This window comes from Nonomuraea salmonea (assembly GCF_042428605.1).
Lineage (GTDB): Bacteria > Actinomycetota > Actinomycetes > Streptosporangiales > Streptosporangiaceae > Nonomuraea > Nonomuraea salmonea.
The window spans coordinates 754132-767318 of sequence record NZ_JBHMCF010000003.1 but is presented as its reverse complement, the minus strand read 5'-3'; the positions used below and the strand labels follow the sequence as shown (position 1 = coordinate 767318).

Here is a 13187-nt window from a genome sequence, read left to right as displayed (position 1 = left end):
CGCCGGTCGATGGCAGCGGGACTTCTCACGGCACGACCCTGGACCAGGAAAGGAGAGGCGATGCCGACGCGACAGCCCGCGCGTCCTCACGGACGGCATGTCCCCGCGCCTGCCTCGGGCAGGCGCAGCGCCGGTGACGTGCTGGCCGGCCTCGCCGCGCTGGTCGTGCTGGTCGGGCTCGTGGGCGGCGTGCCGTACGCGCTGCTCACCTTCGTCGGGCCGCCGATCAGGCCCGAGCTGCTCGACCTGGAGGTGCTGACCGGCAACGTCGGCCCGAGCACGATCATCGCGGTGCTCGTGCTGCTGGTGTGGCTGGCCTGGTTCCAGCTCTTCGTGTGCGTGCTCGTCGAGGTCTACGCCGGGGTCCGCAGGGTCGGCATGCCCGCCAGGGTCCCGCTGTCCGGCGGCACCCAGTTCCTCGCCAACAAGCTCGTCTCGGCCGCGTTGCTGCTGTTCACGGCGGGGGCGATGGTCGCGCCGCTGGTCAAGCTGGCGCCCACGCCCGCCGCGCCGCCGGTGACGGCGGTCGCGTACTCCGCGCCGCTCGTCGAGCAGACACTGGAGACCCCCAAGACCAAGAAGGTGTACGTGGTGCAGCCCCCGCACGGCCGCCACCACGAGAGCCTGTGGGAGATCGCGGAGAAGTGCCTGGGCGACGGCCGCCGCTACCACGAGATCTACCGGCTCAACCAGGCCAAGGAGCAACCCGACGGCACCCGGCTGAAGATGGCCGACCTGATCAGGCCCGGCTGGGTGCTCGACATGCCGGACGACGCGCGTAACGCCCACATCGTCCCCGCCGACCAGCCGCGCGAGAAGACGCTGCGCGAGCATCCCGGCCGCGCCCAGGTGGAGCGGGAGCTGCCGAAGAAGGCCACCGGCAAGCACAGCAAGCCGGAGGCCGCCCAGGAGCAGCGCCGCGATCAGCGCCCCGAGCAGCGCCAGGATCGGCAGGAGCAGCGGCAGGAGCGCCAGGAGCAGCAGCCGGTCATCCAGGAGAGCCGGGACGGCGACCTCGTCGACTACCTCGCCGCCGCCTCCCTGGCCGCGGCCGGCCTGCTGTTCGTGCTGGCCGGCAAGCGCCGCGAGCAGCTCTGGCGGCGGGTGTTCGGCCGCAGGATCGCCCGGCCGCACGACGACGCCGCGCAGGCCGAGGTCGCGCTCAGGCTCGGCAGCGACGCGCCGGGCGCCCGCGTGCTCGACGTCGGCCTGCGCATGCTGGGCGCCGAGCTGGCCGCGCGCCGCCGCACCCCGCCCACCGTGTACGGAGCCCACCTGTCGCCCCGCACCCTCGACCTGTGGATCCACCCGCCGGACCCCGACCCGCCCGCGCCCTGGATCGCCGTGGACGGCGGCCAGGTCTGGCGCCTGCCCGCACACGAGGGCCGCCTGCTGCCCGACCCGCCCGACAGGGGTCACGCGGGCGCCCCGTACCCGGGGCTCGTGTCCATCGGCACCGACGACGGCGGGCGCGTGCTCATCGACCTGGAGGCCGCGCAGGGCCTGATCAACGTGCGCGGCGCGCAGACCACCGCCGCACTCGCCGCGCTCGCCGTCGAGCTGGCCACCAACCGCTGGTCCGACCGCATGCGCATCACGCTCGTCGGCTTCGGCGCCGAGCTGACCGCGATCGCGCCCGGCCGCATCAGGGCGGTCGGCGGCCTGGCCGAGGTGCTGCCCGAGCTCGAAGCCGGCGCCGCGCCGCGTACGGAGGTGCTGACCGGCCGCATCACCGGCAGCCCGCGCCGCGCCCACTACCTGCTGTCCGCCGTCGCCCCCACCCACGAGGAGGCGCGCAGGCTGGCGCTGCTGGCCCGCCGCGACACCGCCGGCTACGTGGTGGCCGGCGAGGTGCCGCACGCCACCTGGACGCTGGAGATCGGCGACGACGGCCGGGCCAGGATCGCCGAGCTCGGCTTCGAGGTGGACGCCCAGCTCCTGCCCCGCCGCCACTACCGCGCCCTGGTCGACCTGTTCCGCACCGCCGACCGGCTCGACGGCGAGCCCATACGCGAACCCGAGCCGCTCGACGGCCTCCAGCAGCCCGCCGTCGAGGTCAGGATCCTCGGCCCCATCGAGCTCACCGGCCTGCCCCCGCTGGAGGAAGGCCGCATGGGGCTGGCCGCCGAGCTGCTGGTCTACCTCGCCACACACGTCGGCGGCGTGCATCCGGTCGTGCTCGGAGGCGTGCTGTGGCCGCGCGGCGTCCAGGACACCGTCAGGGACGCCACCATCGCCAGGGTCGCCGAGTGGCTCGGCCCCCAGCACCTGCACACCGACGCGGCGGGGCGGCTCAGCCTGGGGCCCGGCGTGCGTACCGACTGGGCGGTCTTCCGCGAGCTGGTACGCCGCGCGAAGGGCGACCCCACCGCCGGGGCCGTCCTGCTGGAGAAGGCGCTCGGCCTGGTCAGAGGCCCGCTGCTGACCGGACGCCGGCCCGGCGGCTACGCCTGGCTGGCCGCCGACGACCTGGAGTACGACGTGACGGCCGCCGTCGCCGACGCCGCCCACCAGCTCTGCGAGATCCGGCTCGCCCAAGGGCAGCCGGACGCCGCGGTGGCCGCCGTACGCGCCGCGCTGCTGCTCGCGCCCGACGACGAAGGCCTCTGGCGCGACCTGCTCAGGGCCACGCACGCGACCGAGGACACCGTACGCCTGCGGGCCGTCGTCGAGGGGCTGACCAGGCGGGCCGCCTCGCACCCGTACGGGGGCGGCATGGCTCCCGAAACCGAGGCGCTGATCGAAGAACTGCTGCCCACGTGGCGCATACATGTGGTGAGGGAGTCATCGGCATGAGACGTACGGCGATGGTGATCGCCTTGATGCTTGCGGCCGGGTGCGGTACGGCGGATCCCCCGTACCGCCCCCAGGAGGCCGCGCAGCCCGCTCCGGCGAGGAGCGCCGCGAGCGCCGAACCGGAGACCGATCCGCCGGAGTCCGCACCCGCGTCGTCACCCGCGTCGTCACCGGCGGCCGTCCCGACCGGTACGCGGACGGTCGAGGTCGGGGAGGACATGCGGGTGCGCGTCGAGTGGCCGGCGCGCCCCGACCCGCTGGTCAAGACCATGGTCGACTTCTACCTCGGCGTCCGCAGAGCCATCGCGGAAGGCGCGTCCGGCTACGGGCACAACCTGGAGTACGAGGCCGAGGCGGCCATCTCCGACTGGATCCGCGCCTTCACCGACCAGGGCGAGACGATCCGCGGCACGGCACGCCTCTACAACCTGCGAGTCGGCGCCGTGTACGGCAAAGGCGCCCAGATCGACGCGTGCATCGACGAGACGGACGTCAAGGTGGTCTCGGCCGCCACCGGGAAACCCATCCCGAACCAGCCCCGCTGGATGCGCAGCCCGTACCCCCAGAGCGTGCTCGCGCACCGAGGTGACGACGGGGTGTGGCGCATCAGGAGCCGCGTGAGAGGTGAGGAACGGTGCACCCGATGAGAACCCTGATCTCCGTGCTGATGGCCGGCAGCCTCATGGCCGGCTACCAGGCGCCCCCTGGCGAGAAGGAACCGCCTGATGTGAACGTCCGGGGCGGTGGCGAGGGGCGCACCCGCCATCTCGACATCTCCACGGACACCATCAAGATCAGCGGCTCCAAGGGCGGCGAGAGCGACGGCTACCGCATCAAGCGGCCCTGCTGGTACGAGCCGGCCGGGAACGCCGAGGAGATGTTCAAGAAGATCTCCGACCCCCGGGGCAACAGGACGCAGGCGGACACCGATCGCTTCCGCGAGTTCATCCAGCCGTTCAAGGACAAGCTGGGCCAGGAGGGGCTGTGGTGGGTGCCCGCCTACAACAAGGCCGACCCCAACGGCGCGGTCTGCTGGGCCGGCCTTGAGCTGTTCGTGTTCGCCCCGCCCAACACCACCCCGCCGTCGGGCATCACCCTTGAGCAGCTGGCCGAGGTCGCGCGGGCCGCGCTGACAGTCCCCAAGCCCACGATCAAGCTCAACCCCGACGCCAAGAGCTACGTCAACCTGCCCACCTGGGTGTGGCTCGACGGCGTCGGCGAGCCGACCCGCACGGTCACCGCGTCCATCCCCGGCGTCATGAGCGTCACCCTGGTCGCCACCCTCAAGGAGATCAAGATCGACCCCGGCACCTCGCAGGACCGTGCCGAGGTGACGGAATCGGGCTGCGGGGCCGCGGGCAAGCCGTTCACCAAGAGCGGCACGTTCTCCTGCGGCGTCCGCTACCTGCACTCGTCGATCGACCAGCCCGGCGAGAAGTACACGCTGACGGTCTCCACCGTGTGGCCGGTCGAGGTGGCCGACAACGCGGTGCCGGTGCAGTTCGCCCCGGTAGAGGTCAGCGCCACCCGAGACGTCCCGGTGGGCGAGATCCAAAGCAACGTCACCCCACCGGCGAACTGACGTTCACCTTCTGACCACGAGCCCGTCCACTCCCCGGAGAAACCCGGCCGCTCCCCGGAGGGGATCAGCGGCCGGGCAGAGCACGTGGTGCCCGAGCGGCGCGGACGCTCTGACGCCGCCGCCGTAGGACTGAAAGCTACGCCGTGCCCTCTTCCTCCTCGAAGAGCGCGTCGACGCTGCTGACCTTGAGCGCTCTATCGAACCAAACGCCAAGGATGTCGAGGTCGGGGCAGGAGTAGATGCGTCTATGGGCCTCGGACGAGAAGAAGATGCCTCGCTCCTTGAGCACAGAGATGAGGCACATGGCTATGCCTCTTCTGATGCCTCTTGCCAGGACATGTGGCTTACCAACATGCCGTGGCTGGACCTCCGGGCCGGAGCCCACCATGATGGTGCGGCGTGGCCCGGAGGGTTGAGGTCAGTCGAAGAGCTCGTCCACGTTGTGGATCTTGAGTGCTTTGCTGATCCAGTTCTCGACCATTTCGTGGTCGGTGCAGGAGCGGATGCGTTCCTCATCTTCGGGAGAGATGGAAATGCCCCGCTCGTGGAGTATCTTGATGACGGCCTTGGCCCCGCCCCTTGCCTCGCCCCTTGCCTCGCCTCTTGCCTCGCCCCTTGCTTCGCCCCTTGCTTCGCCCTTAACTTCGCCCAATTCGATCCATCGGCGGACGTACGGGACTTCCTCCAGCTGTTCGACGGTTACCGGCATTCTGGCCTCCTCCAATGATCGGGTGAAGTCGAAGTCGCGCCGTAGGACGGCTACCAGGTCAGCATAATCGGGCCGGCCTTTCGGCCGCTCGACTGCGGCCTGTTTGAAGGTCTCTACGACCTGCTTACCCTCTGGAGTGTCGGACTTCCCATGCACGATGACCGAGAGAGCAGTGAGTTCCGGATTGTCGATCGCCTCGCGGAGATCGGTGATCTTAGGCACCTTCGAGGGGTCGACGACGATGGGCTTGAGGATCCAGCCCGGGTGGCCCATGTCTATGGGGGTGGCGCAGTATCTGGCGGTTGCGTCGTTCTCGCAGTAGACGATGAGCTTGACCGGACATTTCCGAGATGCCCGTAGTGTCGATAGATATACGGGCCAGGACCATGTTTTACCCTTGTCGGGCTTTCGCTGCACCTCCACGACGACCGCTTGTACCGGTTTGTTCCTCTTTTTGAAGACGACGACCGCGTCGGCCCGATATTCCGTGGGCCGGCGGTCGTTGAAGTCGCCTGAGCCTAGCTCTGCCGAATCGAATGCAGGTATGGGAAGTCCTGACCCAACCAGGAGATCCCTGACCATGGCGGGGTTGTTGGTCACTAATTCGAGGAGGTACTCATGTTCGATTGTCACCATGCGGAGCACATTACCGAAAGCTACTCGCCCTTTACGCAGGGTTGACGATACCTCCGCGTTCGTGAGCGAGCAGCCATTCTTTTACCGGTACGCCGTAGTAATAGCCGCCATATCCACCACCGCTGGGCAATACCCGATGGCAGGGGACGAAGGGGGCGATGAGGTTTTGGGCGCAGGCCGAGCCGGCGGCTCTCGCGGCCGTCTTCGGGAGGCCGGCCCGCTCGGCCAGCTCCGCGTACGAGACCGTCGTTCCCGCCTTGACCTCGCGGAGCGCCGCGTGCAGGCGGCGGCGGGTGGGGGAGCCGGGTTGCGAGACCGGCACGGCGTCCAGCGCGTCCAGATCACCCGCGAGGTATGCCAGGGCCGCCTCGGAGGCGGCGCCCAGGTCGTCCACGATCTCCAGGCCCTCCGCCTGCAGGGCGGGCGTGAGCCGGGCGAACATCTCCTTCGGCTCGGCGGTGAAACCGGCCGCGACCAGCACACCCTCGCGGGCGAGCAGCGCCAGCGGGCCCACCGGCGACGGTACGAGCTGAGCAGCGATCATGATGAACTCCAGAGGTGCAGGGCGGCGTACGCCCGCCACGGGCGCCACCGCTCGATGTGGTCGTTCGGAATGCCCAGGGCGGCCATGCGCTTGACCAGCACCAGGTCGCCCGTGGGCCAGGCGTCGGGGTCGCGCAGGGCACGCAGGGCGATGTAGCCGGCCGTCCACGGCCCGATGCCGCGCACCTCCAGCAGCGCCGCCACCGCCTCGGCGGGGTCCTGCCCGCCGTCCAGGTCGAGTTGCCCGTCGGCGAGGCGGGCGGCCAGGTCTTTGAGTGTGTCGATGCGGCGGTTGGTCATGCCGAGGCCGCTCAGGTCGGTGTCGAGGAGCTGGGCGGGCGTGGGGAAGAGGCCGCCGGGCGCGGCGGCCCTGGCCACGATCCGGCCGAGCAGCGTACGCGCGCCCGCCACCGAGATCTGCTGTCCCACGACCGCCCGTACGGCCAGCTCGAACCCATCGAACGTGCCCGGCACCCGCAACCCCGGCCGGGCCGCGACGAGCGGGCCGAGTGAGGTGCGGCCGAGGACGTCCGAGATGGCCTCGGGGTCGGCGTCGAGGTCGAGCAGGCGGCGGCAGCGGGCGACGATCCTCGCGAGCTGCCTGGTGTCCTCGACGGCCACGTCCAGAGCGATGTGGTCGGGGCGCGGGGTGAGGGTGACCGTCCCGCCCTGGACTGATCTGCGGTACGACGTCCGGTCCGCCACCTCCAGCCCCGGTATGGCGCGGGAGGCGAGGAACGCGAAGACGCCGTCCACGTCGTACGGCTCCCGCCGGTGCAACCGCAGCCGAAGCGTCACCGCCCCGCTGGCCGTGCTGTCCACGGGTCTCGCCGCGTCCTCGTCCACGGCCGGAACGGACGCGTGGGCGAGGAGGGCGGTGCGGGGGCCGGCGGTGGCGCGCAGCTCGCTCGGCGTGAAGCCGTACGTCTCGCGCATCGTCGCGTTGAACTGCCGCACGCTGCCGAACCCGGCCGCGAACGCCACCTCCGTCACCGGCAGCGCCGTCTCCGTCAGGAGCTGCTTGGCGAGCAGGAGCCGCTTGGTCCGTGCGACCGCCAGCGGCCCGACGCCCAGCTCGGCGACGAAGAGCCGGTGCAGGTGGCGTTCCGTGATGTGCAGCCGCCTGGCCAGCCCCGCCACGCCCTGCTCGTCGGCGGCGCCGTCGTCGATGAGCCGCAGGGCCCGGCCGACGAGGTCGCCGCGCAGGTCCCAGCCGGGGTCGCCGGGCGACAGCTCGGGCCGGCAGCGCTTGCACGGCCGGAACCCGGCCGCCTCGGCCGAGGCCGCGTGCCGGTAGAAGCGGACGTTCCGCGACGCCGGCGTACGGGCGGGGCAGATCGGGCGGCAGTAGATGCGCGTGGTCGTCACCGCCGTGTAGAAACGGCCGTCGAACCGGGGGTCCCTGGCGGAGACGGCCCGGTAGCAGGAGTCGAAGTCGAGCTCTTGTAGGGCCATGTCTCCGACGGTATGCGCTCCCCAGGGGTGACGACTGGCGGAAATCGGACCATGCCGTGACGCCCCAGGTGGCGGCCTCAGGGCTCCTCGCCGGAGAACCTCGTACAGCGGGATGAGGGCCTCCCAGGGAAGGCCCCGGAACCCCGGCTACTTGGACGAGACGCCTACCCCCAGATCGAACTCGCGGTACACCCGTGCCCAGAACCCGTCACGCAGCCACACCCGCGCCTCCGGGTAGGGCCGCAGGGAGTGGCCGAGCTCCTTCTCCGCCTCGATCAGCAGCTCGGTGTCGATCACGGTCGGCAGGATCGGCCCGGGGAGCAGGTCGCGGATGTTGTCGCGGCCCCGGGTCAGGATCCATTTCTGGGCGACGTGCTCGCCCACGTCCTCCACGCGCGGCCGGCTCGGCCCGAGCTTGGCGACCTGGCCGGGTTTGGCGTGCGGTTTGACGGGGGCGCGCCCGGCGAAGACCTGCGCGGGCGAGGGCGCGGCGGCGGGTGGGGTGACCGGGACAGGCTGGGGAGCACGGCTGAAAAAGGGCCTCAGGAAATCTGCGCTGATCACTTCGACGGTGTCGGACTCCCACACCAGGCGTTCCGCCTGGTTGGTGCCGTAAGGCGGTTCGACGCCCCACAGGTGGATGCGCACGCCGTACGCTTGCGCCGCCTCGACCGCCGGGACCATGTCCTCATCACCCGCCAGCAGGATCGTGTCGGTGACCGCGTGATGCCTGGCCAGTGCCTCCAGATCGCTCCGGATCTGCGCGTCGACGCCTTTCTGCTGGCCGCGGGCGTTCAGGTTGCCGAGGCGCACCTTGACCCACGGAAGCTGGGCGATCACACGCTGGTCGACGGTCGGCACGCGATCACGGGCGGCGTCATACCAATAGATCCGCAGAAGTTCGCCAGAAATACGTGCTTCTGCATGTTTCTGTAGACTCTGGATGAGCTCATCGGCGGCCACCCGATATTCCTTGCGCTCCTTCGCGGCGAGCAGCACTTCACCTGCCGCCGCGTACAGATAACCGACATCCACTAGGACGGCGTACTTGGCTGCCACAGGATGCGGCATGAGGTCTGGGATGGCCATGTCGTCCTCCAGGCCGCGGTGTTAGTTGATCGGCTGACTATATACGCCTACTTTCTCTAGATAGTCCCAACTCCCGGGGAACTTGACACCCGATTCGCAGGATCTATCTAGGGTAGTGCGCTCATCCGCCATGCCGACTTCCCTGGGACGACAGGCTTACGCATAGCTCTGGCGGGGTTTCGCCAGGTTTGGCGACGCGGAACTGGAGCACCCTCCGTTTGGGCCGCCGGACGGCGCCGCGCCGCCAGCGCGGTGACCAACGCGGCGATCTCCTCGGGCGTGGCGTCGCCCCGGACAATACGCAGATGTGGCGTCACAGCGGGATGTTCCCATGCTTCTTGGGCGGGAGCGTGGCCCGCTTGTTCCGCAGCGCGCGCAGCGCCCTGACGACTTGCGGCCGGGTGTCGGCCGGCCGGATCACCGCGTCCACATAGCCCCGTTCGGCCGCGATGTACGGGTTGGCCAGCGTGTCCTCATACTCCGTGACGAGCTCGGCCCGGCGCGCGTCGGGGTCGTCGGAGGCGGCCAGCTCGCGCCGGTAGAGGATGTTGACCGCGCCCTGTGCCCCCATGACCGCGATCTGCGCGGTGGGCCAGGCCAGGTTGACGTCCGCGCCGAGGTGCTTGGACCCCATGACGTCATACGCGCCGCCGTACGCCTTGCGGGTGATCACCGTGATGAGCGGGACCGTGGCCTCGGCGTACGCGTAGAGGAGCTTGGCGCCGTGGCGGATGATTCCGTTCCATTCCTGATCAGTGCCGGGCAGGAAACCCGGTACGTCAACAAAAGTCAAGATAGGAATATTGAAGGCATCACATGTTCGAATAAATCGGGCGGCCTTCTCCGATGCCTTGATATCCAGGCATCCGGCGAAATGCATGGGCTGGTTGGCCACCACGCCCACCGGCTGCCCGTCCACCCGGCCGTACCCGACCACGATGTTCGGCGCGAACTGCGCGTGGACCTCCAGGAACTCGCCGTCGTCCAGCACGTGCTCGATCACCCGGCGCATGTCGTACGGCTGGTTCGCCGAGTCGGGGATCAGCGCGTCCAGATCGGGATCGGGGTCGAGGTCGTCGGCCGCCTCGTACACGGGCGCCTCGTCGAGGTTGTTGGACGGCAGGAACGACAGCAGCGCCCTGACGTAGTCGAGGGCGTCCTGCTCATCGGTGGCCTGGTAGTGGGCCACGCCCGACTTCGTGTTGTGCGCGTGCGCGCCGCCCAGCTCCTCGAACGTCACCTCCTCGCCGGTCACCGTCTTGATCACGTCGGGACCCGTGATGAACATGTGCGAGGTCTGGTCCACCATGACCACGAAGTCGGTGAGCGCGGGGGAGTAGACGTGACCGCCGGCCGCGGCGCCCATGATGAGCGAGATCTGCGGGATCACGCCGGAGGCGTGCACGTTGCGCTTGAAGATCTCGGCGTACAGGCCGAGCGCGACCACGCCCTCCTGGATGCGGGCGCCGCCGCCCTCGTTGATGCCGATGATCGGGCAGCCGGTCTTGAGCGCCAGGTCGAGCACCTTGACGATCTTCTCGCCGTACACCTCGCCGAGCGAGCCGCCGAACACCGTCACGTCCTGCGAGAACACGCACACCTGCCGGCCGTCGATCGTGCCGTGGCCGGTGATCACGCCGTCGCCGTACGGCCGCCGCTTGTCCAGCCCGAACATGGTCGAGCGGTGCCTGGCGAACGTGTCGAACTCCACGAACGAGCCCTCGTCGAGCAGCGCCAGCACCCGCTCTCTGGCCGTCATCTTGCCCTTGGCGTGCTGTTTCTCCACCGCCGCCGCGGACCCCGCGTGCACGGCCTCATCAAGCCGAAGCTCCAAGTCGGCGATCTTCCCTGCGGTGGTGTGGATGTCCGGCTCTTCCGGCATCGGCTCGGCAGTGGTCATGCGCGCAAGGCTAACCCCTCCTCCTAGAGTGGTTCCATGACGGACGCCGTACGCACGCACGCCCTGTTCAAGCGCTACGGGCAGCAGATCGCCGTCGCCGGCGTCGATCTGGCGGTCCCAGCGGGCAGTTTCGCGGGGCTCGTCGGGCCCAACGGAGCCGGCAAGACGACCACGCTCAGCATGATCACCGGCCTGCTGCGCCCCGACGGCGGCGTCGCCGAGATCGCCGGCCACTCCGTCTGGCACGACCCGGTCGCGGTCAAGGCCCGCATCGGCGTGCTGCCGGAGGGGCTGCGGCTGTTCGAGCGGCTGTCGGGGCGCGAGCTGCTGATCTACAACGGCCGCCTGCGCGGCATCCCCAGAGCCGACGTCGAGGAGCGCGCGAACGAGCTGCTCGCCGTGATGGACCTCACCGCCAGCGCCGACAAGCTGGTCGTCGACTACTCCACCGGCATGCGCAAGAAGATCGGCCTGGCCGCCGCGCTGCTGCACAACCCGTCGGTGCTCTTCCTCGACGAGCCGTTCGAGGGCGTCGACCCGGTCAGCGCCAACACGCTCACCGAGGTGCTGCGCCGCTACACCGCCTCAGGCTCCACCGTCATCTTCTCCAGCCACGTGATGGACCTGGTCGAGCGGCTGTGCGACTGGGTGTCGGTGATGAGCGCGGGCCAGATCGTGGCGCAGGGCCCATTAACGGACGTACGCGGTGCGCGCAGCCTCAACGAGGCGTTCCTCGACCTGGTCGGCGGCGCTCCCGGCGGGGGCGAGGCGGGCCTCACCTGGCTCGGCTCCCAGTCCGGCCGAACGCCCGGCCAAGCCCCAGGCCGAACGCCCGGCCAGGCCCCAGGCCGAGCACCCGGCCAAGGCCCCGAGCAGGGGCCCGCGTCATGAGCACGGTCGCGCTCTTCGCGCAGCTCAAGCTGCGCCTGTTGGCCGGCAACCTGCGCGGCGACCTGCAACGCAAGATCGGCTTCCTGTTCACCCTCGTCGTAGCGGCCGGCCTGGCCGTGCTCGGCTTCTTCCTCATGAGCCTGCTGCGGCTGGCACCGCCCGACGTCGCCGCCTCGCTCGTCACCCTCGCCTTCGCCGCCCTGCTGCTGGGCTGGATGATCGTGCCGCTGCTGGCGTTCGGCCTGGACGACACGCTCGACCCGGCCAAGCTGGCGCTCCTGCCGCTCGGCACGCGCAAGCTGGCGGTCGGCATGTTCACCGCGTCCGTCACCGGCGTCTGGCCGGTCGCGCTGCTCGTCATCACGCTCGGCGCGCTCGTCGGCCTGGCTTCCGGGCCGGGCGGCTGGCTGATCGGGCTGCTCGCGGTGCTGGTGCAGTTCGCGCTCTGCGTGGTGGCGTCCCGGCTGATCACGACGGCACTGTCCAGCGCGCTGCGCACCCGGCGCGGGCGTGACGTGCTGGCCGTGGCGGCGCTGCTGGTCGTCCTGCTCGCGCAGCTGCCCAACCTGCTCGTCAACCGCGGCTTCGGCGACCCCGTCGCGCTGCTGCACGGCCTGGCCGGCGTGCTGCGCTGGACGCCGCCCGGCATGCTGGCCCACGCGATCACCGACGGCGGGCTGCTCGGGCTCGGCGAGGTGGCGCTGGTCGCGCTGGTCGCCGTGGCGGTGGCGGTGCTGTGGATCAAGGCGCTCAGCCGGGCCCTGGTCACGCCCGACGTCTCCACCCAGGCGGCCTCCGTCCGCAGGGAGAGCGGCCTGGCCGACCGGTTCCTGCCCGACGGCCCGCTGGCCGCCGTGGTGACCAAGGAGCTGAAGTACATCAGGCGCGAGCCCCGCTACCGCATCGGGTGGTTCAGCGCCATCGTGGTCACCGTCATCCTGGCGTTCTCGCTGACCAACCAGGGCGGTGGCGGCTTCGGCACGCCGATCGGGCTGACCGCGCTCGGCGCCGGGATGATCGCCCTGCAGTCCGTCAACGCGTTCGGCATCGACGGCCGCTCCATGTGGATGAACGCCGTCGCGTTCGGCACCGAGCGCGGCCTGGCCGCCGACCTCGCGGGCCGCCACCTCGCCAACGCGCTCATCGCCGTGCCGCTGCTGACCGTGACCGCCGTGGGCTCCTCCCTGTACGTCGGCCACCCCGAGGCCATCCTGCCCGCCGCGCTCGCCGGGTGGGGCGTGCTCGGCGTCGGGCTCGGGGTGGGCTCGGTGAGCAGCGTCGTGCTGCCGTACACGGTGCCCGACCGGATGAACGCCTTCACCGGCGCCGCCCCCGGCCAGGGCGGGCAGGCGTTCGCCTCGGCGGCGGGCGCCATGGTCGCCGTCGCGGTGCTCGTGCTGCCGTTCGTGGTGCCGCTCGCGTTCGGGCTCACCTGGATCACCGTGCTCGCGCCCTTCTACGGGCTGCTGCTGGAGACGCTCGGGCGGCGGCTGGCCGCCAGGGTCGGCTTCCGCCGTACGCCGGAGCTGCTCGCGGCGGTCTCGAAACCCACCTGACCAGTGGTCTAGTCCAATACCTGAGACCGG

General features: G+C 70.4%; 11 protein-coding genes. 5 read left to right on the top strand and 6 right to left on the bottom strand.

The genetic code is table 11. From position 1 onward, the window contains the following. The first annotated feature begins 60 nt into the window (after positions 1-60). The 3 genes from ACFFR3_RS04635 to ACFFR3_RS04625 are packed head-to-tail and all read left to right on the top strand — an operon-like array spanning position 61 to position 4378. Entirely contained in the window at positions 61-2796 is a 2736-nt protein-coding gene (locus ACFFR3_RS04635; protein WP_379482641.1) for a BTAD domain-containing putative transcriptional regulator, read from the top strand. Further along, positions 2793-3443 carry a hypothetical protein gene (locus ACFFR3_RS04630; RefSeq protein WP_364365087.1) on the top strand — a complete coding sequence of 217 codons (651 nt, stop codon included), beginning with the start codon at positions 2793-2795 and terminating at the stop codon, positions 3441-3443. Before ACFFR3_RS04635 ends, ACFFR3_RS04630 begins: the two co-directional genes overlap by 4 nt. Beyond that, positions 3440-4378 (top strand): hypothetical protein, encoded by a 939-nt coding sequence (locus ACFFR3_RS04625; protein ID WP_345396360.1) that lies wholly within the window; start codon positions 3440-3442, stop codon positions 4376-4378. The genes ACFFR3_RS04630 and ACFFR3_RS04625 overlap by 4 nt, the downstream gene beginning before the upstream one ends. A 418-nt stretch (positions 4379-4796) precedes the next feature. Here the strand turns inward: ACFFR3_RS04625 and ACFFR3_RS04620 are convergent, their stop codons facing one another. The 6 genes from ACFFR3_RS04620 to ACFFR3_RS04595 form a co-directional block, all read right to left on the bottom strand. Next, entirely contained in the window at positions 4797-5723 is a 927-nt protein-coding gene (locus ACFFR3_RS04620; protein WP_379482640.1) for a hypothetical protein, read from the bottom strand. 31 nt (positions 5724-5754) lie between these two features. Continuing rightward, complete coding sequence (locus ACFFR3_RS04615) at positions 5755-6267, bottom strand: methylated-DNA--[protein]-cysteine S-methyltransferase (RefSeq protein WP_364365096.1); 513 nt, start codon at positions 6265-6267, stop codon at positions 5755-5757. Beyond that, positions 6264-7721: an AlkA N-terminal domain-containing protein gene (locus ACFFR3_RS04610; protein ID WP_364365099.1), complete on the bottom strand. Its 1458-nt coding sequence runs from the start codon at positions 7719-7721 to the stop codon at positions 6264-6266. The genes ACFFR3_RS04615 and ACFFR3_RS04610 overlap by 4 nt, the downstream gene beginning before the upstream one ends. A gap of 147 nt (positions 7722-7868) precedes the next feature. After that, the gene (locus ACFFR3_RS04605; protein ID WP_364365102.1) at positions 7869-8810 is read right to left on the bottom strand and encodes an NYN domain-containing protein; all 942 of its coding nucleotides are present in this window, start codon (positions 8808-8810) and stop codon (positions 7869-7871) included. Positions 8811-8917: 107 nt separating this feature from the next. After that, positions 8918-9127, bottom strand: a complete 210-nt coding sequence (locus ACFFR3_RS04600; protein ID WP_379482639.1) for an acyl-CoA carboxylase subunit epsilon — start codon at positions 9125-9127, stop codon at positions 8918-8920. Continuing rightward, on the bottom strand, positions 9124-10710 hold the full coding sequence (locus ACFFR3_RS04595) for an acyl-CoA carboxylase subunit beta (protein ID WP_379482638.1): 1587 nt from the start codon (positions 10708-10710) through the stop codon (positions 9124-9126). Before ACFFR3_RS04595 ends, ACFFR3_RS04600 begins: the two co-directional genes overlap by 4 nt. 36 nt (positions 10711-10746) lie before the next feature. On the opposite strand from ACFFR3_RS04595, the gene ACFFR3_RS04590 reads away from it, so the two are divergent. Both ACFFR3_RS04590 and ACFFR3_RS04585 read left to right on the top strand, forming a co-directional pair. Continuing rightward, a complete protein-coding gene (locus tag ACFFR3_RS04590; RefSeq protein ID WP_345396378.1) occupies positions 10747-11601 on the top strand; it encodes an ABC transporter ATP-binding protein in 855 nt (284 codons plus the stop codon). Further along, complete coding sequence (locus ACFFR3_RS04585) at positions 11598-13157, top strand: hypothetical protein (RefSeq protein ID WP_364365114.1); 1560 nt, start codon at positions 11598-11600, stop codon at positions 13155-13157. Before ACFFR3_RS04590 ends, ACFFR3_RS04585 begins: the two co-directional genes overlap by 4 nt. The last annotated feature ends 30 nt before the right edge of the window (positions 13158-13187 follow it).

Bases quoted from the DNA above. Each gene is read 5' to 3' on its own strand.
- ACFFR3_RS04635 (WP_379482641.1), top strand. From the start codon at position 61: ATGCCGACGCGACAGCCCGCGCGTCCTCACGGACGGCATGTCCCCGCG.
- ACFFR3_RS04630 (WP_364365087.1), top strand. From the start codon at position 2,793: ATGAGACGTACGGCGATGGTGATCGCCTTGATGCTTGCGGCCGGGTGC.
- ACFFR3_RS04625 (WP_345396360.1), top strand. From the start codon at position 3,440: ATGAGAACCCTGATCTCCGTGCTGATGGCCGGCAGCCTCATGGCCGGC.
- ACFFR3_RS04620 (WP_379482640.1), bottom strand. From the start codon at position 5,723: ATGGTGACAATCGAACATGAGTACCTCCTCGAATTAGTGACCAACAAC.
- ACFFR3_RS04615 (WP_364365096.1), bottom strand. From the start codon at position 6,267: ATGATCGCTGCTCAGCTCGTACCGTCGCCGGTGGGCCCGCTGGCGCTG.
- ACFFR3_RS04610 (WP_364365099.1), bottom strand. From the start codon at position 7,721: ATGGCCCTACAAGAGCTCGACTTCGACTCCTGCTACCGGGCCGTCTCC.
- ACFFR3_RS04605 (WP_364365102.1), bottom strand. From the start codon at position 8,810: ATGGCCATCCCAGACCTCATGCCGCATCCTGTGGCAGCCAAGTACGCC.
- ACFFR3_RS04595 (WP_379482638.1), bottom strand. From the start codon at position 10,710: ATGACCACTGCCGAGCCGATGCCGGAAGAGCCGGACATCCACACCACC.
- ACFFR3_RS04590 (WP_345396378.1), top strand. From the start codon at position 10,747: ATGACGGACGCCGTACGCACGCACGCCCTGTTCAAGCGCTACGGGCAG.
- ACFFR3_RS04585 (WP_364365114.1), top strand. From the start codon at position 11,598: ATGAGCACGGTCGCGCTCTTCGCGCAGCTCAAGCTGCGCCTGTTGGCC.